The sequence below is a fragment of the Hymenobacter sp. BT559 genome (assembly GCF_016427535.1).
GTDB lineage: Bacteria > Bacteroidota > Bacteroidia > Cytophagales > Hymenobacteraceae > Hymenobacter.
The window spans coordinates 219,113-241,066 of sequence record NZ_JAELXV010000007.1 but is presented as its reverse complement, the minus strand read 5'-3'; the positions used below and the strand labels follow the sequence as shown (position 1 = coordinate 241,066).

Here is a 21,954-nt window from a genome sequence, read left to right as displayed (position 1 = left end):
AAGCCCCGCCAAATTTGGCGGGGCTTTTTGCTTTCTGATATGGCTGATGACTGGGTAAGCGGCTGGGACCAGCCGTGCCTGCTACAGAGGCCAGGAGCTAGAGGCTAACAAGCTTGTTAAATAGGCACGTTGACGTGGCGCTCGGCGTGGTACGAAGAGCGCACCAGCGGGCCGCTCTCCACATACTTGAGGCCGCGGCGCAGACCTTCTTCCTTATAGCGGGCGAAGGTGTCGGGGTGAATGAACTCGGCCACTTCGAGGTGGCGCTTGGTGGGCTGCAGGTACTGCCCTAGGGTCAGAATGTCGAGGCCGTTGGCCACGAGGTCGTCCATGGCTTGGTGCACTTCGTCGGCGGTTTCGCCCAGGCCTAGCATGATGCCCGACTTGGTGCGGTGGCCGGCCAGCTTAGTGCGCCGAATCTGCTCGAGGCTGCGGTCGTACTTGGCCTGTGGGCGCACGAGGCGGTAGAGGCTGCCCACGGTTTCCATGTTGTGCGAAATCACTTCCTGGCCGCCCGAAATCATGACCTCCAGCGCCGCCCAGTTGGCTTTCACGTCAGGTATCAGCGTTTCAATGGTCGTTTCGGGGCTCAGCTCCTTGGTAAACACCACGGTGTCGCGCCACACGCTGGCGCCGCGGTCTTTCAGCTCGTCGCGGTTTACGGAGGTGAGTACAGCGTGCTTCACCTTCATGAGGCTGATGGCCTCGGCCACGCGGCGGGGCTCGTCGAGGTCGAGCTCGGAGGGGCGACCGGTGGCTACGGCGCAGAACGAGCACGAACGCGTGCACACATTGCCGAGTATCATAAAGGTGGCCGTGCCCGCGCCCCAGCACTCACCCATGTTAGGGCAATTGCCTGATTCGCAGATAGTATGCAGCTTGTGCTCATCCACCAGCTTGCGCACGGCGGCATAGTCGGGCCCAATGGGCAGCTTCACGCGCAGCCAGTCGGGCTTGCGCGGGCGAGCCGGAGCCACGGGTTCGGGCTGGGGCTGAATAATGGGCAGGGAAAGCAGCATCGTATCCATAGTGTAAAGTTAAACAACAAAGCCCCGGCAAAGTGCCAGGGCTTGGTGGTAGTAGTGCGCAGGTAAGGACCCTAGGTGGGGCTAGCTGCGGTGGCCCAGGTAAAGCGTGAGATAAACCGACGGAAAGAACTGCTTGTTCAGCACATCGGGTGATACCGGAGCGGCGGGCGTCGATGAGTCGAGGGTAACAAGGCGCTTGGTATAGGCTTCGAGCAAAAAGCCAACCTCGGCGCCGGCCACGGCATCGCGGTAGCGGCCGTACTCGAAGCTGAGGCCGCCACGTATGTGCACGCCCGGTACCACTTGAGTCTTGCTGATGCCCGCAAAGAACGGCGCCCGGTCTACGATGGCCTGCGGGGCCGTGTGCTTGCCGGGGTCGTACTGCTCGTTTACAATCACGTCGTTGGCGCTGGGCCGGCCCGTTTGGGCATACGTGTAGTCGTAGCTGATGTAGTAGGGCATCAGCAGGCCTATGGAAGGACCCGCGCTCAGCAGTCCGTTTACCTGCACGCCAGCCTCTGCGGCTTTATGAAACAGAATGCGCTGAATGCCCACGGAGGGCCGCAGTGCAAAGGCATAATTGGTTTTGTAGGCCGTGAACGTGCCCCCGAAGTCGCTAATGACGCTTTCTTCCTTGGGGTTCTTAAAAAAAACGCCTTCTAGGCTCCAAAACCAGAGCGTGTTGTTCGTCATCGTCCGGGCCGAACGCACGTTGACACCCCCAATGAGGCCGCCCTGGGTGTTGAAGTTGACGCCAAACACCGTTTCGCGCTGGTACGACTGCTCGTCGGACGGTGCGGCCGCGGGCACTACCGTAAGCACGGGCTGCGGCGGGGGCACGGGCTGCGCCACCGCTTGCGCCCAGGCTGGGCTCGCTGCCAAGCCCCCCAGGCCCACCAGCCCTCCAATAGTCATGAGTTTCTTCATAAGTAAGTCAAAAATAGTGCAGTTGGCGTGTGTTGCGACTGAAAATAACGAAAGAAGAAAAATGACTTTTCGGGCAGTTGGCAGCAAGTAAGTAGCTTCGCGGTATGATGACCGCTCCTACCGCCACTGCCCGCTACGAAGGGCAACTCCGCACCGAAGCCACGCACGTGGCCTCGGGCACCAGCATTCAAACCGACGCGCCCGTGGACAACCACGGCCGGGGCGAAGCCTTTTCGCCGACCGACCTGGTGGGCACGGCCCTAGGTACCTGCATCCTGACCACAATGGCTATTGTGGCCGAGCGCCATCAGCTTGACCTGAAAGGCAGCACCATGCAGGTGAAAAAAACGATGAGCCAAGATGCTCCGCGGCGCATAGTGCAGCTCGATGTAGACCTGCAGCTGCCCGCCAGCCTCGGCGAGAGCGACCGCGCCCTGCTGGAGCGCGTGGCCCATACCTGCCCCGTGGCGCTGAGCCTGAACCCCGAAATTCGGCAGGAGGTTCGCTTTAGCTATCAATAAGTAATGAACAGTGGGCAATGAACAAAGTGCAAGCTACTTATTCCATCTGCACCTTGTCCATTGCTCACTGTTTATTGATAATTAGCTTACGGCGTCGGCTACGTCGGCGAGGCGGATGCCCATGTGTGAGGCATCGTAAGTGCACTTGCCATCTTGGATGAGCAGCAGCTGGGGCGACTCGTGCTGCACGCCAAATTCCTGCGCAATTTGGTTGGAAATGGGGCGGAAGCGCAGCAAATCGAGGTAGTAGAGCGCCGTGCCTTCGGGCAGGGCGGCGTCGGGCCACTGGCGCTCAAGCTTAGCCTTGGCCGTGGCGCTGATAGAGCAGGTGGTGCTGTGCTTGAAGATAAGAACCGGATGCTCGTGCGATTCGCGCACAATATCAGCTAGTTGGTCGGGTTGCGTAAGGGGAAGCCAAGAGGTAGCCATAACTAAAACTAAAAACGAGAAAAATTACTTTTTAGGCTTACGTAACTGCAAGCCGGGGTATTTGGGTTCGGTTACGTGCGGCGTGCCATCGCGGTCGAAACGCGGCTCGTCGGCCGCCCCCACCACGGGCGCCGACGCCCCCCGCTTGAGCTGGCGGCGCGACACATCCAAGTGGCTGTCTTTGTAGGCCGCATCGGTGGCGCGGGCCTCGCGCAGGGCCCGGCGGTTGGCGGCGCGCAGCTGGCCGGGGGTGCTAGGTTGCGTTTGGGCGGGCGTAGCCAGCAGCAGCGCAAAAGCTAGGTGGATAAGCATGGGCGAGGTGGGGAAAAAGACTTAATAGTCGGGGCGTTCCTGCGTGGGGTCGGGCTTCGGCACCAGCGCTTTCTTGGCCTTTTTCTCCTTGGGCGCCTTCTCTTCCTTGACCTTCGGCGCTTTTGGCTCCTTCACTTTGGGCTCGGGTGCCTTGGTTTCTTTCACCTTGGGTGCCTTAGTAGGCGGGGCGAGCGTGGGCTCGTCAATGGGGCGGGCATCGGTAGGCTGACTTAGGGGCGCGGCATCGTCCTTGGTAGGGCGAGAGCGGTCGCCCTTGCCCTTGGAGTGCTTGCGCAGGCGGCGGTTTTCGCGGCTGGCTTCGCGCGGCCTTAAGGGCCTGGTTTCGTAATGGTGATACTGGCGGCGCTTGAGCTTGGGCTTTTTAACGAGCAACTGCTTGTCGTACTTTAGCTTGGTACCTTCGGGTAGCTCATTGTAAGTCAACTTATTGTCGGCTTTGTCCTTGGAGGCGCCCGCGGCGTTAGCGTCGGTGGCGCTGGTCGTGATTTCCTCCGTTTTCAGCACCTGGCCTTTGTGGCGCGCTTTTTCGGCCGCACGGTACTTGGCCTTGGCCTCGGCCGTCATGCTGGGCGAGGGAAGGCGACGCGGATGGAAGACATTATCGTACACCGAGCAGCTCGCCAGTAAGCCGAGCAAAAGCGGTAATACCGAGCGTAGAAGCGATTTCACGGAAGCAAAGAAAGTGCGTGAGCTGGAAGGTACGAAGCGCAACGGGTAATAGATAGTTATTAGTGCTTAGTGCCTGGTTGTTGGTATGCGTAACTATCGCTAAGCACCAAGTACTAACAACTAGGCACTCACTAACACCCTAGTACGCGCGCAGGGCGCGCAGCTGCTCGCGCAGCCGCTGCTGCGGCAAGAAGCTGGCTTCTAGTAGGGGCGCAAAAGGCACGGCCGTATCGAGCGAGGCCACGCGGCGCACGGGCGCATCGAGGCTGCTGAAGCAGTGCTCGGCCAGCCAGGCCGCAATTTCGCCACCTAGGCCACCCGTGAGGGTGTCTTCGTGCAGGATGAGCACGCGGCCAGTTTTGCGGGTGGTGCGGGCCACGGCCTCAGTGTCCCAGGGCAGCAGCGTGCGCAGGTCTAGGATATCGGCCATAATGCCGAGCTCGTCGCAGGCAGCCTTGGCCCAGTGCACACCCAGGCCGTAGGTGATAATGCTCAACTCGTGGCCCTCCGTAACCAGTGCGGCCTGCCCGATGGGCGTGGTGTAGTACGCAGCTGGCACTGGCCCGCTCAGGCCGCGGTACAGCAGCTTGTGCTCGAAGTACAGCACGGGGTTAGGGTCTTCGAAGGCGGCGCACAGTAGCCCCTTGGCATCGTGCGGGTTACTGGGGTACACCACTTTCAGGCCCGGCACGTGCGTAAACCACGCCTCGGTGCTTTGCGAGTGGAAGGGCCCCGCGGCGGTGCCCGCGCCAGTAGGCAAGCGCACCACCACATCGGCATTCTGGCCCCAGCGGTAGTAGCTCTTAGCTAGGTTGTTGACTATCTGATTGAAGCCGCAAGTCACGAAGTCGGCAAACTGCATCTCGACCATCGCCTTCTTGCCCCGGATGCTGAGCCCTAGGCCCGCCCCCACAATGGCCGACTCGCAAAGCGGCGTGTTGCGCACACGGCCTTTGCCAAACTCCTGCACAAAGCCTTCGGTAATCTTAAAGACCCCGCCATACTCGGCAATGTCCTGGCCCATGAGCACCAGCTCGGGGTAGCGCTGCATGCTCTGCCGCAGCCCGTCCGAAATAGCGTCGAGGAAACGCAGAGATGGTGCTTGGTCTGCAGTAGCAGGCTCCTGGTCGCCGGTAACGAGCGGCTGGCTGCTGTTAATTGTTAATTGCTCATTGTTAATTGATACTGGCGCGTACATATCGGCCAGTTCTTCGGCGGGGTCGGGGAGGGGCAATGGGGCCGTATCGGCTTCTTGCAGCGCGTCTTCTATTTCCTGCCTGATGCTTTCGCGGAGTTGCATGCGGGCCGTTTCGCTCACGATGCCTTCGGCCAGCACCCATTTTTCGTAGGCCTCAACCGGGTCTTTTTGGGACCATTCTTGCAGCAGCTCGGCGGGCACGTACTTGGTGCCACTGGCTTCTTCGTGGCCGCGCATCCGGAACGTGAGGGCTTCGACCAGCACCGGGCGCGGGCGCTGGCGTAGGTCTTCGGCCAGCGTTTTGATAAGGTGGTACACCTCCAGCACGTTGTTGCCATCGACTTGCACAGCCTCGATGCCGTAGGCGGGGCCTTTGTCGATGAACGACTTAACCCGGAACTGCTCGCTGCTGGGCGTGCTAAGCCCGTAGCCGTTGTTTTCGACCAGAAAAATGACGGGCAGCTGCCACACGGCTGCCACGTTCAGCGCCTCATGAAAATCGCCCTCGCTAGCCCCACCATCACCCGAGTAGGTGAGCGTCACGCGGGGCTTTTCATCGAGCAGGTCGGCCAGCGCAATGCCGTCGGCCACGGCCAGCTGCGGCCCTAGGTGCGAAATCATGCCCACGATGTGGTGGGCGTGGCTGCCGAAGTGAAAGCTGCGGTCTCGGCCCTTCGTGAAGCCCGTTTTCTTGCCTTGCCACTGCGCAAACAGCTGCCCCAGGGGCACCCCGCGGCTCGTAAACACGCCTAGGTTACGGTGCAGCGGCAAAATATACTCATCCTCCTGAAGAGCCAGGGTGCTACCCACCGACACTGCCTCTTGCCCAATGCCCGAAAACCACTTGCTGACTCGGCCCTGGCGCAGCAGTATCAGCATTTTCTCCTCGATGAGGCGCGGGCGCAGCAACTCGCGGTAGAGCTGCTTGAGCACGTCGTTGGAATAATCGCGGCGGTCGAAGGTGAGGGTGGCGGGGGCAGACGTCATGGGAGGAGGCAGGGGGCAATTAGCCAGCGCGAAGGTAACGGCTGCATTTTCCTTGCACCTAAGGCGACCAGGATTGAGGGGTACGCCGTAAGTTCGGGCAGCGGGGAGCGGCTAAGTGGCCGCGCTCGCGCAACTAGTCGCCCGCAGGCGCTGTTATTATCTTTTCGCGACTTCCCTAGGTGCCTTCCGACACGCTATCTATTATCTTGTAAATGATACACCACCAAGAGTTTACCCTAGCCAACGGCCTGCGCTGTTTGGTGCACGAAGACTTTACGACGCCGCTGGCCGTGCTCAACGTGCTCTACGACGTAGGCTCGCGCGACGAAAACCCCAGCCGTACGGGCTTTGCCCACCTATTTGAGCATCTGATGTTTAGCGGGTCCGTGAACGTGCCTAGCTACGACGAGCCGCTGCAAAAAGTGGGCGGCGAAAACAACGCCTTCACCTCGCAAGACATCACCAACTACTACCTCTCGCTGCCGGCTGCTAACATCGAAACGGGCTTTTGGCTCGAAAGCGACCGCATGCTCGACCTGGCGTTCTCGCAAAACGGCCTCGACGTGCAGCGCAAAGTGGTAGTAGAAGAGTTTAAGCAGAGCTACCTCAACCAGCCCTACGGCGACGTGTGGCTGAAACTTAAGCCCCTGGCCTACAATACGCACCCGTATCAGTGGAACACCATTGGCAAGGAAATAAGCCACATCGAAGAAGCCGAAATGGCTGATGTGCGCGCCTTCTTTCGCAAGCACTATGCCCCGCAAAATGCGGTGCTGGTGGTGGCCGGGGCCGTAGCCTTTGACGAAGTGAAGCGCCTAGCCGAGAAGTGGTTTGGTCCCATCGAAGGTGGCCCGCGCTACGAGCGCCAACTGCCCCAGGAGCCCATCCAAACGGAAGCGCGCCGCGCCGAAACCACGGCCGCTGTGCCGCTGTCGGCCCTGTACAAGGCCTACCACATGCCCGCCCGCCTCGACTCGCGCTACCACGCCGTAGACTTGCTGAGCGACCTTCTAGGGCGGGGTAAGTCGAGCCGCTTGCACCAGAGGCTTGTGAAAGAGCAGGCCTTGTTCAACAATATTTCAGCTTCGCTCACGGGCGCCCTCGACCCGGGCTTGTTCGTCATCAGCGGCAAGCTCAATGCTGGGGTGGCGCTCGAAGACGCCGACCGCGCCGTAGAGGCCGTAGTGGCCGAGCTGCTGCAAGCCGAAGTGCCCGCTGCCGAGCTAGACAAAGTAAAAAATCAAGCTGAAACCGGCCTAGTCTTCGGCGAAATAGAATTGCTGAATCGCGCCTTGGCCTTGGCCATCGGCAAGCTGCTCGGCAATGCCAACCTCGTAAACGAGGAGCCCGCGCTGCTGCAAGCCGTGACGCCGACCGACATTCGGCAAGCGGCGGAGCTGGTGCTGCGCCCCGAAAACTGCAGCACGCTTTACTACCGCTCGGCTAATCCGGAGTCTGTTGAGGTAGAAGAGGATGCCGAAGCGGCGGCTGTGTAATCGCTAGGCACCCAACTAAAGAGCCTACCCTTCCGATGCCCTAGGACGTCGGAAGGGTAGGCTTTTTAGTTGGGCGAAAGACTACTTGGGCGTAGCCAGCGTAGTGCCTTTTTTGGTAGGCGCGGCGGGGCCATCGTAGGGTGGCGTATTCTTGCCATTAACACCGGGCGGTGTGATGGGCTCGCCGGGGGCTGCGTAGCCCGACTGGCCTTTGTCGCTTTCGGCGGCGTCGTTCAGCCGGTTGGTGCGCCGCACGGTAGCGGCCGCTTTGGTCTTCGCCGCACTGGCTGTCGAGGCTTTAGCCTTGGTGGGCGTGGTTTGGGCCATTGCTGGCGCGGCAAGTAGGCCTAGGCCCAGCAATGCAAAACAAAAAGAGCGAAGCATAAACAAGAGGAAATAAGGCGAATTGCTAAGCCAGCTTAACCAGCTGCCTAGGCCCCTCTGTACGCAAAACGGCCACGGAAGGCTAAGTCCGTGGCCGTTGTAACTTACTGGCAGCTAGGTGCGCTTTAGCGTGATGTGGGAAGCGTAGTGCCCGACGCAGTAGTGGTGGGGCGACGCAGGGGGCGGCCATGGTAATCGGTAGATACTCCGTGGCTTACTTGGTTGAGGGGCATGCCGGGGGCCGCCGACACGTTGTTGTGGGGGTGGTACAGCGTGCCGTCATCGGGCAGGTTTACGGGGTCATTGCTCCAGCCGCTCCAGTTGGCTTGTTCGGCGGGGGTAGCCATAGCTACAACCTGGTTTTTGGCGGCAGCTTTGGCAGCGGCCTCGGCTTGCTTGCGCTCGCGGGCCGTGAGGGTGCGGCCGGCGCGGGGCGTGGTGCGAGCCGTTTTGGCGGCCGACGCGGGCGAAGCCGAGTTGACAGGCTGCGATTGGGCCGCAGCGGTTTCGGCGGTGAGCAGAGCCAGGCCGAGCAAGGGGAGGAGCAGTTGGCGTACCATAGTGAAAAGAAAAATAAGTGTGGGGAGAAGGGAACTGATTACCCTTTTGCAAAGGCAATGCCAGTTTTCAGCCAACGTGCTATACGGATAAATTGGTATTGCCGCCGGGGCCTTCCTAGGCCGGCGCGGGCCGCCGTACCTTTGCCAGCATCATGCAGGAATCTATTTCGAGCCTGGCCGCCGAGGTGGCCGCCGCCGACGTGAGCAGCGCCGCTGCCCTCGACCAGTTTCGCCTACTCTACCTAGGCCGTAAAGGCCGCCTGGCCGACCTCTTCGACCAGCTCAAAACCGTGCCCAACGAGCAGAAGCGCGCCGTGGGCCAGCAACTCAACGGCCTCAAGCAGCAGGCCCAGGCCCGCTTCGACGAGGCCCAGGCCGCCCTCGAAGCCGCCACGGCCAACCAGCCCGCCGACGCCACCTTCGACTACACGCTGCCCACGGTGCCCAACGCCCTAGGTACCCGCCACCCGCTGATGCTGGTGCGCGAGCAGATGCTGCGCATCTTCGCCCGCATCGGCTTTGCGGTGGCCGAAGGCCCCGAGATTGAGGACGATTGGCACAACTTCACGGCCCTCAACTTCCCCGAAAACCACCCGGCCCGCGACATGCAGGACACGTTTTTCGTGGAGCCCGCGCCGGGCGCCGAGGTAGCCCAGCCGCACCTGCTGCGCACGCACACCAGCACCGTGCAGGTGCGCGTGATGGAAAACGAGCCGCTGCCCATCCGCCGCGTGATGCCCGGCCGCGTGTACCGTAACGAAGCCATTTCGGCGCGGGCGCACATGCTCTTTCATCAGATTGAGGGCTTGTATATTGATGAGAACGTGAGCTTTGCCGACCTCAAGCAAACGATTTATTACTTCGTGCGCGAGATGTTTGGCGAGGACATCAACATCCGGTTCCGCCCCAGCTACTTCCCCTTCACCGAGCCCAGCGCCGAGATTGATATCACCTGCCTCATTTGCAAGGGCGCGGGCTGCAACATCTGCAAAGGCAGCGGCTGGGTCGAAATCGGCGGCAGCGGCATGGTAGACCCCAACGTGCTCGAAAACTGCGGCATCGACTCGGAGAAATACACCGGTTACGCCTGGGGTATGGGCATCGAGCGCATCACTATGCTCAAGTACCAGATAAAAGATTTACGCCTCTTCACCGAGAACGACGTACGCTTCCTGCGCCAGTTTGAGGCGCTATAAAGCACCTAAGTCGCTACAGTTACTTTCTAAAAGCCTCGAACTAACTACCTAGCGTGGTTGGTTCGAGGCTTTAACTGTTTGGGAGTCGTAAATTTGCAGGCTCTTTTCGCTAGTTATTTCAATGTTGCCCGCACTGAACCGGGCAGACTTCCGTGCTTTATGAAAGTTAGAACGCTTAAACAAAACAAGGTCAACGTTATCACCCTAGGTTGCTCCAAGAACCTCGTGGACTCGGAAGTGCTCATGGGCCAGCTGCGGGCCAACGACTTCCAGGTAACGCACGAAGCCAAGAAGCCGGATGCTAACATCGTCATTATCAATACCTGTGGCTTTATAGACAACGCCAAGCAGGAAAGCATCGACACTATCCTGCGCTACGCGGATGAGAAAGAAGCTGGCAAGCTCGAAAAGCTGTACGTAACAGGCTGCCTCTCGCAGCGCTACAAAGACGAGCTAGAGGAGGAGATTCCGCAGGTAGATGCCTATTTCGGCACCCTAGAGCTGCCTCAGATGCTGAAAGTGCTGGAGGCCGACTACAAGAAAGAGCTAGTAGGCGAGCGCCTGCTGACCACGCCCAAGCACTACGCCTACTTCAAAATAGCCGAGGGCTGCAACCGCCCGTGCTCGTTCTGCGCCATTCCGCTGATGCGCGGCAAGCACGTAGACCGTCCCATGGAAGACCTCGTAACCGAGGCTAAACGCTTGGTAGGTATGGGCACCAAAGAGCTGATTCTCATCGCCCAGGACCTCACCTACTATGGCCTGCAAGCCTACGGCGAGCGCAAGCTGCCCGAGCTGCTGGAGCGCCTCAGCGACGTGAGCGGCGTGGATTGGATACGCCTGCAATACGCCTACCCCTCGCAGTTTCCGCTGGCGGCGCTGGACGTGATGCGCGAGCGCGACAACATCTGCCGCTACCTAGACATGCCCTTGCAGCACATTTCGGATAACATGCTGAAAACCATGCGTCGGGGCATCACCAGCCGCCGCACCAAGGAGCTGGTGCGCGAGATTCGTGACCGGGTGCCAGGCATCGCGCTACGCACCACGCTCATCGCCGGCCACCCCGGCGAAACGGAGGCCGACTTCGAGGAACTGTGCGAGTTTGTGCAGGAATCGAAGTTTGAGCGCCTAGGTATCTTCACCTACTCGCACGAAGAGAATACCCACTCGCACACCCTAGTAGACGACGTGCCCGCCGAAGTGAAGCAAGAGCGCGCCGACCGCATCATGGAGATTCAGCAGCAGATTTCGCTGGATTACAACGAGTCGCGCGTGGGCCAGACCTATAAGGTGCTCTTCGACCGGCTCGAAGGCGGCTACTACGTAGGCCGCACCGAGTTCGACTCGCCTGAAGTGGACAATGAAGTGCTGGTGCTAGCTACCAACGACCTGCATATCCCGCAGGGCAGCTTCGCCAATGTGCACATAACCGGCGCGTCTGACTTTGACCTCTATGGCGAGGTAGTGCGCTAGTCATCGCACCACTACTTTTTGCATCTGTTCCTACGTTTGTCATGCTGACGAAGGAAGCATCTTATCACGGCAGCACTGGCTTGTAGATAATGCTTCCTTCGTCAGCATGACAATCTTTTTTATAAGTAAGTAAACAAGGTTTTATGCAGGTCAGAATCAATCAGCAAACCTTTACCTACGATGTGCAGGGCGAGGCCGGCCTCACCGACGACCGGGTGCTACTGGCCTCAGACGAAGACCTTTCGGCCGGTACCACTTGGGCCGCCGACGGCTATACCGTAGCCGATTTTCTGCCCGCCGCTGAGCAAGTCGCCCTGCGCGAAGGACTCGCTCAGCTAGTGCGCCAAGCCCTAGCCGATGCAGGCCGACCGGTACCCGCCGATTTCGACGTGGCGCACTACCACCGCGTGGTGGGCGACGACCGCGACCTGCACTTGGCCGTGGTAAATCGCACCAAGGAGTACCAGCAGGCCGATTTTCTGCCGCTGCCCGCCAGCGTGCTCGAGCAGCGTGTGGGCGAGCTGTGCGGCCGGCCCGTGCGGGCGCTCAACCCCTGGGATAACGAGCGATTTTTCCACTTGCGCATTATCCGGCCAGGCCGGGCCGATAATAACCCGCTGCACCGCGATGTGTGGATACCCGACTATCACAACTGCCTGAATATCTACGTGCCCGTAGCCGGTAGCACGGCACAATCGTCGCTGACACTGGTACCGGGCTCGCATCATTGGCCCGAAAACCGCACCCTGCGCACAGCCGGCGGGGCCGTCAGCAACGGAGTACGCTTCACGGTGCCGGGCGTGCTGGGCAGCGCTGAGCCGCTCGATATTATTCGGCCCAACCCAGAGCCGAGCGAAGTACTACTGTTTTCGCCGTACCTGCTGCACGGCGGGGCGGTGAATTTAAACGAAGATGAAACGCGCATCTCACTGGAAATGCGCTTCTGGGGCGCTTAAAGAAGTAGCGTAAACTTTATAGTCCGCGCACAAGCACAGCGAGTATCGGCGCCAAGTAGGAGGGTGCTAACATAGCTACTCATCGCACTCGTGCGCGGGCTACAAAGTCCACGCTACAATTGGGCGCAACTAACTTTTCGGGCCGTGCCGGGTTCTTGGCAGAATTTCGCGCCCTTTTTTCCTCGCGCTCATGGCTGCTGCCGATTGTATTACCCTGCCCTACGCCGCTACCGGCGCCTTTTCGGGCCTCCTCACTGACTACATTGCCGCTTCGCCGGCCTTGGCTCCTTTTTATAATCGCCGGCCTGAACTGGCTGCTTTTCGGGCGCAGCTAGAAGAAAAACAAGCTGCCTATTCGCCCGAAGCCCGGCAGCGCCTGGTAGCCGACCTAGGGGCGCAGTACGCTGAGTTAGGCGGCGAAGTGCCACCTGCCGTGGCCACTAACCTCGCCCTGCTGGCGAAGGACACGACCTTTACCATCACCACCGGGCACCAGCTCAACCTGTTTACAGGGCCGCTATATTTTGTATACAAGATAATTACGGCCATAAAACTTAGCCAGCAGCTCAAGGCCGAATACCCGCAGTACGACTTTGTGCCCGTGTACTGGCTGGCCACCGAAGACCACGACTTTGCCGAAATCAACCACTTCCAGCTGTTTGGCAAAACGCTGAGCTGGGCTGGGCCCGGCGAAGGCAGCCTAGGTGGCCCGGTGGGCCGCCTGCCGCTCGATGGCCTAGCTGAGGAAATCCTGAACCAGCTACCGCCCGAGGTACCGGCCGCGTTTAAAGATGCCTACGCCAGCAGCGCCACGCTCAGCGAAGCCACCCGCAAGCTAGCTACCAGTCTCTTTGGCGACTATGGTCTCGTCTGCCTCGATGCCGACCGTCCCGCCCTCAAGCAGGCGCTGAAGCCGCTGCTGAAGCAAGAGATTCAGGGCCAGCTTTCCAACCAAGCGGTGCAGGCTACCAACGCCCCGCTCACGGCCGCCGGCTACAAGCCGCAGGTGTATTCGCGCCCGCTCAACCTATTCTTCCTCACCGACGAAGGCAAGCGCGAGCGCCTGGAGCCCGACGCCACCCCCGGTGCCGACTGCACCCAAGTAACCGTGCGCGGCACCAGCCGCTGCCACTCGCAGGCCGAGCTACTAGCCTTGGCCGATAGCGAGCCCGAGCGCTTTAGCCCCAACGTGGTGCTGCGCCCGGTGTACCAGGAAATCCTGATGCCCAACCTCGCCTACATCGGCGGCGGGGCCGAGGTGGCGTACTGGTTCCAGTTGAAAGGCGTGTTTGAACAGCTAGGCGTGCCGTACCCCATTGTGCTGCCCCGCAACTCGGCCATGTACCTAAGCCGCGCCAACGCCGGTAAGCTGCGTAAGCTGGGCCTGGGCACGCTCGATATTTTTAAGCCCCTAGGTGAGCTAAAGAAGCAAGTCGGCGCCCAACTCGGCCAAGAAGAAGTAAATCTCGCTGACCAGCAAACGGCCCTCGCCGCCGCCTACCAGCAAGTGCAGGACCTAGCCCAGCGCCTCGACCCTACGCTGGTAAAAGCCGTGGCTGCCGAAGCCCAAAAAGCCGCCGGCAGCCTCGCCGGCCTCGAAAAGCGCCTCGCCAAGGCGTCGGAAGCCAAGCACGAAACCGCTTACTCGCAACTTACCGCGCTCAAAGACAAGCTTTTCCCTGAAGGCGGCCTTCAGGAACGCACCGACAATGTGCTGAGCGTGCTCCTCAACAACCCCGGCTTCATCGACCAGCTAATGCAGTGCTTCGAGCCGTTAGCGCTGGTATTTGCGGTGGTGGAGGAGGAATAACCTAGTTTTGGGCCAGAGTATACCCTATTTCGTTCCCATCTCTTGGCTTTCTTCCAGTCTCTGCGTGCGCTTTTCACAGGCTCCGGTTCAGCTGCCGCGACTAATGATTTGTCATTTGGGCTCGTTGATGCGTTGGCTGTTAAACCAATGCTTGAGCAAAAGCAGTGGCAGGCTTTCGAAAAAGTAGCCCTTGGATTAGCGCCCGATGAGTTAACGCGCCTACTCGATGGCCTGTGCCTGAGCGATTACTACGACCCCCTATTGGGGCAGTACCAAAAAAGTGGAACATCTGAACTGCGCAGATTGGTAGCGGCCGTACACGCTACATTTCGAGCCTGGGAAGCTAGAAGCGGTGCTTACGCGCGAGAATTGTCGCAGCAGCAGATAGATGGGTTTTCGCACTACCTAGCGCAGGCGCATGCGCAATTGATGCAGCCGTTTGCTACCCCGGTATTGCAGGCGCAGGCGGCAGCCCGGCTTGTGCGGGTAGCAATGGGTTTGGGCAACCCCGAACTAGCTCGGGCAGCCTATGAGCAGTGCGTCGCAATGCAGCCCACCAATTTACTGGCGCATATTTTTTACTTCAATGTTCTCACTCCAAAGTGGTTTGGTGATGAGGAGGCGCTAGAGGATTTTGTCGATGAAGCCTCTGACCCAAATCTGCGCAGTTTATTACAGGTCATGTATTTGGTTGAGCTGCAGTTTATAGTAGATGAGGAAACCAACATTGTTAAGCAGGAGATGCGAAGCAAGAACCAGCATCGTATCAAAGAGCTACTAGCTAAAAATCCACGAATTGACGATACGCTTCCCAGTATCTATTTTAACAATTACGTTGCCTGCCTGAGTGAGAACTTGGAGCAGACAGCCATCCGAAACCAATTTTTACAGGCACTGGGAAATCGAATAACTATTTATCCTTGGGCCTATTTCGGGCTTACGCCGCAAGCCGTCAGAAAACTCAATCCTTCTGTTAGTTAACTACCGCTCAACGCCCCACCTTCATGTTCGACTTCACGGAGCAACCCCACCGCCGCTTCAACCCCCTGCTCGATGAGTGGGTACTGGTATCGCCGCACCGCGCCAAGCGCCCCTGGCAGGGCCAGCAGGAAAAAGACGAGGCCGACGCCCGCCCCGCCTACGACCCCACCTGCTACCTCTGCCCCGGCAATACCCGCACCAGCGGCGACGTGAACCCCAAGTACGAGCACCAGTTCGTGTTCGACAACGACTTTGCGGCGCTGCTGCCACAGGGCGAGACCGGCACCTACGAGGAAGGTGGCCTGCTGCGCGCCGAGGCCGAAACCGGCCACTGCCGCGTTATCTGCTTTTCACCGCGCCACGACCTGACCCTGCCCGAAATGCCAGTGTCAGAAATCCGCCGCGTAGTCGATACCTGGACTGACGAGTTTCGGACCCTAGGGGCCGACCCGGCCATCAACTACGTACAGATTTTCGAGAACAAAGGCTTCGTGATGGGGTGCTCGAACCCACACCCGCACGGCCAAGTCTGGAGCGAGCGCACCGTGCCCGACCTGCCCGCCAGGGAGGCCCGCGCCCAGAAGGCTTATTTCGACGAGCACGGCCGCACCCTGCTGGCCGACTACCTCGCCATTGAGGAGAAAACCAAAACCCGCTTCGTGGTCGAAAACGACACCTGGGTGGTGCTGGTGCCCTTTTGGGCGGTGTGGCCCTTCGAAACGCTGGTGCTGCCGCGCCGCGCCGTGCAAGACCTCACTCAGCTCACTGAAGCCGAGCGCGACGGCCTGGCCGACATCCTGAGCCAGCTCACCATCAAGTACGATAACCTGTTTGAGGTGAGTTTCCCGTACTCGGCTGGCTTCCACCAGCGGCCCACCGATGGCTGCGAGTACCCCGAGTGGCACCTGCACATGCACTTTTTGCCGCCCCTGCTGCGCTCGGCCACGGTCAAGAAATTTATGGTGGGCTACGAGCTGCTGGCCAATGCCCAGCGCGACATCACGCCCGAGCAGGCCGCCGAGCGCCTGCGCGCCCTACCAGCCGTGCACTACAAGCAGGCTGCCCAGTAAGAGCGCCTTGGCCTAAAGCCTACCAAAAAGCCCCCCGCCATAAACTGGCGAGGGGCTTTTTAGTGAAGGATAAGAAGCTGGCAACCTAGGCCCGCTGGCGGCGCTGCCGCAAGCGGCGCAGGCCATAAGCGACGCCGCTCGCGAGCAGCAGCGACGAACCACCGTCGAGCGGTACCGCCGCGGGCGCGGGGGTAGTCGGAGCGGGGCCGGTGGTAGTAGGCGCCTGGGCCCGCACCACAGAGCTAAGCAAGCCCGTGAAGGTGATGAGGATTACTACCGTAAAAATAAACTTGCGCATAGAAAAGATTGGCTAAAGAGCCGGCCCCTGCCGGAGCCAGCTCACGAGATAAGTTACTTGATGATAACGCGCTTAGCGATAGTGGTAGCCCCGGCTTGTAGGCGCAGGGTGTACACCCCGGTGGGCAGGCCAGCAGCCTCAACCGTGAGGGTGGCGCCGGTGGCCGGCAGTGCAGCCGCCTGGCGGCGTACCACCTGCCCTAGTGTGTTGAGCAGCGTGGCCTGCACCTGGCTGGCCCCAGCTACCGCGGGCATCGACACCTTAAATCGCTCGCTGGCGGGGTTGGGGTAAACGGCTACTTCGGTCACGGCAGGCACCGCGGGGGTGCTGGCGAGCGGCGCAGCACCCTTGAAGGTGAGCGTGAAGCGACCCGTGAGCAGGGCTGTAGCCTCCGTGGCCGTAACGCTGAAAGAATAGCTATTTTGCTGACCTAGGCGCACTGTTTGGCCGGTGTGGGCATCGGTGAGGTAGGCATCGAGGCCGGCGGGTAGGTTGTGGAGGGCCGCGGCGGCCAGCGTGTAGGTGCCGGCGGCGGGCACGCCTACCGTGAGCGGCACTACTGTAGCGGCGGTGAAGGCGGGGCGGCCATCGATAGCAAGCGACTCGTTAGCGGCCGATACGCTGGCCAGGTTCAGGCCCGTCGAGTTCACGAGTTTACCGGCATCGTACTGAGTATCGAAGCCGGGCGTGGCGCCGGCCTCGGCGTACACAGCTAGGCCGTCGGCCTGGCCGGTGCTGGTGCGCAGCTCGAGCTGCACCAGGGGGCGCAGGTCGGCGGTGGGGCGGTACACAGGCGCTTGGCTGGCGTAGTCGGTCACGCGTTGGCTGTTGCGGAAGGTGAGCGTGCCGCTGGTTTGGCCGCTGCTCACCCGCACAAAGAAGCCCTGACAGGTGCCGATGAGCGGGCTATTAGTGCCGCTGGTCGATACGTTGTTGACATACGCACGGTACGAGCCGGTGTAGGGCCCGGTGCTTTGCACCACGTAGATGCTGCCATCGAGGTTGGTGCGGTCGGCGGCGTCCACTTGGCTCCAGTCGAGCGGAGCCGGGTAGGGGTTGCCCACCAGCGCCCAGCCCGCATCGGCCGCCGTGGCGTCGTTGTTGCGACCTAGGGTCAGTGTTTTAGTACCGGAGTTAAGCTGACCCGTGAAGTCCACGAGCTGGTCGGCCCCAATCTGCACGGCGTAGCCTTGGCCTACGGCAAGCAGGTCGGTTAAGTCGCTGGGCGAATAAAAGCCCTTGTCAAATGCGGAGTAGTTGCTGGTGGTAGACGCCAAGCGGCTTTGGTCGTAGCCATATACAGTGGGGAACGGCATAACCATGCCCGGCGTGGCCGACAGGTTATAAGCTTCGTTTACAGCCGGCGCAAAGCCCGTGGTAGTGGCTAGGTCGGCCACCGTCGAGCCACTTACCGGCGCACTGTAGTGGCGGTAGCCCATGCCCGTGTTAAAAGCGGGGTCGAGGTAGCGCTGCACAGTAGCCGTGCCGCCGCTCACAATGCCCGTGCCCGAGTTGACAACCAGGGCCGAGCCGGCACTGCCGGAAAGCAGCGTGAGCGCCTGGCCATTGAGGTCGAAGTTGCCGCGGCCCGCCACGGTCAGCACCTGGCTTATGCTCAGCGGATTGCTCAAGCGCACGGTGCTGGCATTGGTAGTCGTGAAACTGCGCACTTGGCTGGGCAGGCCCGAGCCGGTTACTTGCGAGTCGCCGCCGTTGTAGACGTAAGAAGCGTCGGGGCTGAACGAGCGAGCGCCCGCCAACTGCACCGCGCCGCTGTTGCCGCTAGCCGTAATACCGGCCAGGTCGCAGATGCCCAGGGTGCTGCCCGCTTCCAAATCCAAGCTGCCCGCGCCGGTCAGGGCTTGGCAGTTGGTATTGAGGGTGCCGCCGGCCTGCACCGTCAGAGTGCCGCTCACCGTTACGCTGCCCCCTAGGGTAGCCACGCCGCCGCCCGCCACGGTGATGTTGCGGTAAGTGCCGCCGGCTACCACATGCGCGGTGCTGACGACTAGGTCGGTAATGAGAGTAAAGGGGCTGGCCGACACGCCTGTGCCGGCCGGGGTCGTGACAGAAATAACCCCGGAGGAGGCGCCCACAGGCACAACCACGGTAATCTGGGTGGCCGAGTTAACGGCGAAGGCGCTGGCCGTCACGCCATTAAATTTTACGCTGGTGGCGCCGGAGAAGTTGGTGCCCGTGAGCACGACGCTGCTGCTCACCATGCCGCTGGTGGCCGAAAAGCTGCTGATGGTGGGGGCCAGCGCGTTGAAGAGCACCTGCGCCTGGCTGCCGCCGCTGTTGCCGCTGGCTAGCAGGTCAATATCGCCGTCCCCATCTAGGTCGCCGGTGGCTAGCAGGGCCGCGCCGCCCGTGCCAACCTCCGCCCCGGTGGCCGGGGCCGTGAAAACACCCCGGCCGTTGTTGAGCCGCACGCTTACCGCGCCATTGCTGCTGTAGGCGGTGGCCAATAGGTCGAGGTCGCCATCCGCGTCTATATCCGCCAAAACGGCCTGCAAGCCCGTGTTGGCAACGCTGATTTCGGCTACCGAGGCGGTAGCTGGGGCGGTAAATACGCCGCTGCCGTTGTTAAGGCGCAGGCTCACCGTTGATGTAGTAGTGTTAGACACCACCATGTCGGGGCTGCCGTCGCCATTCACGTCCCCCATCGCAATGCTGTATGGGCGGGTGGCCATCGCTAACTCCGCATTGGTAGCGGGGGCGGTGAAAACGCCGGCGCCGTTGTTGAGGCGCACACTCACTTTACCAGGGTCGGTGTAGCCCACCGAAAGCAGGTCTAGGTCGCCATCGCCATCAATATCTGCTGCGGCGGCGTGGCGGGCACCCGAGGATACCGCTACCTCGGCGTTGGCAGACGGGGTCGAGAAATTGCCAGCCCCGTCGTTGAAGCGCACGCTTACCCGGCCGGTGCCGTAGTTGCTCACTAGCAGGTCTAGGTCACCGTCGCCGTCTAGGTCGGCGGGCACCACGTAGGCTGGCCGGTCGCCGACCTGGGCGCCCGTAGTCGGGGCCGCAAAAGTGCCTTGGCCATTGTTGCGCAGCACCTTCACGGTGCCGTTGGTTACGTAGTCGGGCACCAGCATGTCCAGGTCGCCGTCGCCGTCGATGTCGGCCATGGCCAGGGTATTGTTCGAACTAGTGCCCACGTTCAGGGAAGTGGCCGGGCCAAACGTGCCGCTGCCATCATTGAGGCGTACCATCACGCTGGAATAGGCCGTGGGCACCAGCAGGTCCAGGTCGCCATCGCCGTCGATGTCGGCGGTGACTAGCTGCCCCGGGTAGCCGCTCGTCGGCAGGCTCTGAAAGCCGCTGAGCACGCCTTGGCCAGTACCGCCGGCTTTGCCCACAAACTGCGCCACCTGTGGCTTAGCCAGCCCCAGGCCGCCCATCGACTTGGCCGCCGTCGTTACAATAACGGTGGCCTGCTCGCCCGGTAGCAGTTCCTGCGCGGGGTCAAACGTAATGACGCTCGTGCCGCCCCCCGCAAAGGTGCCCGCCCGCTTGCCCGTGTGCGAGCCAAATACCTTAAGGGCAGCTTCGGAAGCCGCCGCACTATTCATGTTCTGCGAAAAGCCAACGGCGATGCGGCCCGTGAGCGGGGCACTTACGGCGTTGCGCGCCGGCGTAAAAGTGCTGACAGTAGGCGACTGCTCGGTCCAGTAGTTGTAGAGGGTGCCGTTGTAGCCGCTGGCCGCGTAGTCCTTTAGCAGGCGGGCCGCGGCATTGCCGGTGCCCAGAATACCGTTGTCGATGGGGTAATACGCCACCAGGCCGGCGCTGGCCGCACTCACGGGCGCCCGGTAGTTGTCTTGAATCTGGGCGGCGGTGCGGGCGGTGTTCCACACGCGCACCTCGTCGAGCTCGCCCTCAAAGTATTCGGCATTGCTCACGGCAGTGCCTTCCGTTTCGGAAACCCCAATCTTGAGGGTATAGCCCGTCCGGCTAGTGTTAATGCCGTTGCCCGTGGTACCGATGAGCACGCCGTTCACGTAAAACTGGGTGCTGGTGGTGGTCATTACCGCCGCTACGTGGTACCACAGCCCTTTGCTGAAATTGTACGACACAGTTTCGTAGCTACCGCCATTCCAAATACCTATTGACTTCATGTCATTGCCCATGTGCAAGCTAAAGCGCGTGCCCCCGTTAAGGCTAGCCCCCGAGCGCTCCGAAACCAGGCATAGGTTGGCGCCGCTGTGCGTACCCACCGTCCAGGTCGGCTTCACCCACAGCTCGACGGTGCCGGTAGTAAACTCCAGTGCTGCTGTATTGGGCACGCCCGCGTACTGGTTGGTGCCGTTAAACGGCAGGGAGTACTGGGGTAGTGTTTGAGCCTGCGCCAGGCTAGCCGAAGCCAGCAGTAGCGTGAGGCCCGCGCCGCCTACTGGCTGCCACAGCCGGCTTACTAATCGATTGGCGTAAGGTTTAGTCATAAAGAACAGGTAGGTGATGTAATAGAAGGAAGTAGATACTTGATGTGTGCTAGGAGCCTACAGGTGAGATGCTTGGATTGTAGATACACGCAGCCGGCCGAATAGAAGCTGGCTGGGTAGGCCAACAATAGAAAGCCCCCAGGGCCATCCCAAAATTGGGTAGTCCTAGGGGCACGCAGAACGTAGATGTCCGCCACCGGCTCGCCAAGCGCCGCCAATGGTCAGATTTTGTCCTTGAAAAAAGCCGGGTAGGTTAGCCCACCAGCCGCAGCTGGCGCAATAGGGCCTCGCGGTAGGCGCGCCCCAAGGGCAGCACGGTGCCAGCCACCGTAATAGTGTTGGCAGTGGGGTCGAGCTGCTCTAGGTACTCGGCATTGATGAGGTAGCCGCGCTGAATTTGCACAAACTGCTGGGCCGGTAGTTCCTGGGCCAGCTCGCGCAGCGAGAGGCGCACGGCGTATTTGTTGGCGGCCGTGACTACGGTACAGTATTTCTCGCCTGCCTCTACGTACTGAATATCAACTGGTAGTACCTTGATTAAGCGGCCCCGGTCGCGTAAAAACAACGCGTGGCGCAGGCTGAGGTCGGCGCCCAGGCGCAGGGGCGCGTCGTCGGCCGCGGCTGGCAGCTGCGTGGCCTGGATGCCGGCAAAGTTGTGCAGGGCCAGCGCTACGGCGTGCGCCAGCGTGCGCTCGTCGAAGGGCTTGAGCAGGTAGGCCGAGGGCCCCAGCACCTTGGCCCGGGCAAAGGTGACGGTATCGGCCCGCGCCGTGCTGAAAAGCAGGGGTAGGGGCTGCGCGGCCAGCAGTTCGCGGGCCAGGTCTACCCCATCAAGGTCGCCAGCCAGGTTGATGTCGAGCAGCGCCAGGTCGGGCGGCGGGCCTTGGTGATACAGGCGTAGCGCCTCTTCTGCCGATGACACGGGCCCTAGGGGCACATAGCCGAGGTTTTGGGCTGCCAGGGCTAGGTACTGCGCGTACAGGGGCTCGTCTTCTACGAGCAAGATGCGAATGGGCGCAGCTGCCATGCCGGTAAACTAAGTCAAAACCTAACGCAAAAGTACTTATCGCCTTGTTGCAAAGTACTTATAATCAATGTGGTTTATCAAAAGCCCAACCGTAGGTGCGCGGCCGGGCTTCTGATAAAAGGGTTATCTATTAAAATTATTTTCGCAGTGCGCCTTCGCA

Annotated in this window: 19 protein-coding genes; 8 read left to right on the top strand and 11 right to left on the bottom strand. The window is 60.8% G+C overall.

Annotated features, from left to right (window positions below):
• Positions 1-116: 116 nt before the first annotated feature.
• Together lipA and JAO77_RS21005 are read right to left on the bottom strand one after the other, a co-directional pair.
• The gene (lipA, locus tag JAO77_RS21010) at positions 117-1,016 is read right to left on the bottom strand and encodes a lipoyl synthase (protein ID WP_370550318.1); all 900 of its coding nucleotides are present in this window, start codon (positions 1,014-1,016) and stop codon (positions 117-119) included.
• A gap of 93 nt (positions 1,017-1,109) precedes the next feature.
• Complete coding sequence (locus tag JAO77_RS21005; protein ID WP_198992399.1) at positions 1,110-1,955, bottom strand: hypothetical protein; 846 nt, start codon at positions 1,953-1,955, stop codon at positions 1,110-1,112.
• A gap of 104 nt (positions 1,956-2,059) precedes the next feature.
• On the opposite strand from JAO77_RS21005, the gene JAO77_RS21000 reads away from it, so the two are divergent.
• Positions 2,060-2,476, top strand: a complete 417-nt coding sequence (locus JAO77_RS21000; RefSeq protein WP_235998535.1) for an OsmC family protein — start codon at positions 2,060-2,062, stop codon at positions 2,474-2,476.
• A gap of 81 nt (positions 2,477-2,557) precedes the next feature.
• Here the strand turns inward: JAO77_RS21000 and ytxJ are convergent, their stop codons facing one another.
• The 4 genes from ytxJ to JAO77_RS20980 form a co-directional block, all read right to left on the bottom strand.
• A complete protein-coding gene (ytxJ, locus tag JAO77_RS20995; protein ID WP_198992398.1) occupies positions 2,558-2,905 on the bottom strand; it encodes a bacillithiol system redox-active protein YtxJ in 348 nt (115 codons plus the stop codon).
• Between the two features lie 24 nt (positions 2,906-2,929).
• Positions 2,930-3,217: a hypothetical protein gene (locus JAO77_RS20990; protein ID WP_198992397.1), complete on the bottom strand. Its 288-nt coding sequence runs from the start codon at positions 3,215-3,217 to the stop codon at positions 2,930-2,932.
• Positions 3,218-3,238: 21 nt separating this feature from the next.
• Positions 3,239-3,907 carry a hypothetical protein gene (locus tag JAO77_RS20985; protein WP_198992396.1) on the bottom strand — a complete coding sequence of 223 codons (669 nt, stop codon included), beginning with the start codon at positions 3,905-3,907 and terminating at the stop codon, positions 3,239-3,241.
• A 139-nt stretch (positions 3,908-4,046) separates the two neighbouring features.
• Entirely contained in the window at positions 4,047-6,092 is a 2,046-nt protein-coding gene (locus JAO77_RS20980) for an alpha-ketoacid dehydrogenase subunit alpha/beta (RefSeq protein WP_198992395.1), read from the bottom strand.
• A gap of 212 nt (positions 6,093-6,304) precedes the next feature.
• Here JAO77_RS20980 and JAO77_RS20975 point away from each other — a divergent pair, with 212 nt between their 5' ends.
• The gene (locus tag JAO77_RS20975) at positions 6,305-7,588 is read left to right on the top strand and encodes a M16 family metallopeptidase (protein ID WP_198992394.1); all 1,284 of its coding nucleotides are present in this window, start codon (positions 6,305-6,307) and stop codon (positions 7,586-7,588) included.
• Between the two features lie 81 nt (positions 7,589-7,669).
• Here the strand turns inward: JAO77_RS20975 and JAO77_RS20970 are convergent, their stop codons facing one another.
• Both JAO77_RS20970 and JAO77_RS20965 read right to left on the bottom strand, forming a co-directional pair.
• Entirely contained in the window at positions 7,670-7,972 is a 303-nt protein-coding gene (locus tag JAO77_RS20970; protein WP_198992393.1) for a hypothetical protein, read from the bottom strand.
• A 125-nt stretch (positions 7,973-8,097) separates the two neighbouring features.
• Complete coding sequence (locus JAO77_RS20965; protein ID WP_198992392.1) at positions 8,098-8,532, bottom strand: hypothetical protein; 435 nt, start codon at positions 8,530-8,532, stop codon at positions 8,098-8,100.
• A gap of 152 nt (positions 8,533-8,684) precedes the next feature.
• Between JAO77_RS20965 and pheS the strand changes: the two genes are divergently transcribed.
• From pheS to JAO77_RS20935, 6 genes are all read left to right on the top strand, one after another.
• Entirely contained in the window at positions 8,685-9,728 is a 1,044-nt protein-coding gene (gene pheS / locus JAO77_RS20960) for a phenylalanine--tRNA ligase subunit alpha (protein ID WP_198992391.1), read from the top strand.
• Positions 9,729-9,887: 159 nt separating this feature from the next.
• Positions 9,888-11,204, top strand: a complete 1,317-nt coding sequence (gene rimO / locus JAO77_RS20955; RefSeq protein WP_198992390.1) for a 30S ribosomal protein S12 methylthiotransferase RimO — start codon at positions 9,888-9,890, stop codon at positions 11,202-11,204.
• 143 nt (positions 11,205-11,347) lie between these two features.
• Positions 11,348-12,160 (top strand): phytanoyl-CoA dioxygenase family protein, encoded by an 813-nt coding sequence (locus JAO77_RS20950; RefSeq protein ID WP_198992389.1) that lies wholly within the window; start codon positions 11,348-11,350, stop codon positions 12,158-12,160.
• Between the two features lie 190 nt (positions 12,161-12,350).
• Entirely contained in the window at positions 12,351-13,970 is a 1,620-nt protein-coding gene (gene bshC / locus JAO77_RS20945) for a bacillithiol biosynthesis cysteine-adding enzyme BshC (protein ID WP_198992388.1), read from the top strand.
• A 42-nt stretch (positions 13,971-14,012) separates the two neighbouring features.
• Entirely contained in the window at positions 14,013-14,951 is a 939-nt protein-coding gene (locus tag JAO77_RS20940; protein WP_198992387.1) for a hypothetical protein, read from the top strand.
• A 23-nt stretch (positions 14,952-14,974) separates the two neighbouring features.
• Positions 14,975-16,021, top strand: a complete 1,047-nt coding sequence (locus JAO77_RS20935; protein ID WP_198992386.1) for a UDP-glucose--hexose-1-phosphate uridylyltransferase — start codon at positions 14,975-14,977, stop codon at positions 16,019-16,021.
• Positions 16,022-16,106: 85 nt separating this feature from the next.
• Here the strand turns inward: JAO77_RS20935 and JAO77_RS20930 are convergent, their stop codons facing one another.
• The 3 genes from JAO77_RS20930 to JAO77_RS20920 all read right to left on the bottom strand — a co-directional run bounded on the left by JAO77_RS20930 (position 16,107) and on the right by JAO77_RS20920 (position 21,794).
• Positions 16,107-16,319 (bottom strand): PID-CTERM protein-sorting domain-containing protein, encoded by a 213-nt coding sequence (locus JAO77_RS20930; RefSeq protein WP_198992385.1) that lies wholly within the window; start codon positions 16,317-16,319, stop codon positions 16,107-16,109.
• 53 nt (positions 16,320-16,372) lie between these two features.
• Positions 16,373-20,767 (bottom strand): FG-GAP-like repeat-containing protein, encoded by a 4,395-nt coding sequence (locus JAO77_RS20925; RefSeq protein ID WP_198992384.1) that lies wholly within the window; start codon positions 20,765-20,767, stop codon positions 16,373-16,375.
• A 253-nt stretch (positions 20,768-21,020) separates the two neighbouring features.
• Positions 21,021-21,794, bottom strand: a complete 774-nt coding sequence (locus JAO77_RS20920) for a LytR/AlgR family response regulator transcription factor (RefSeq protein ID WP_198992383.1) — start codon at positions 21,792-21,794, stop codon at positions 21,021-21,023.
• Positions 21,795-21,954 lie beyond the last annotated feature (160 nt).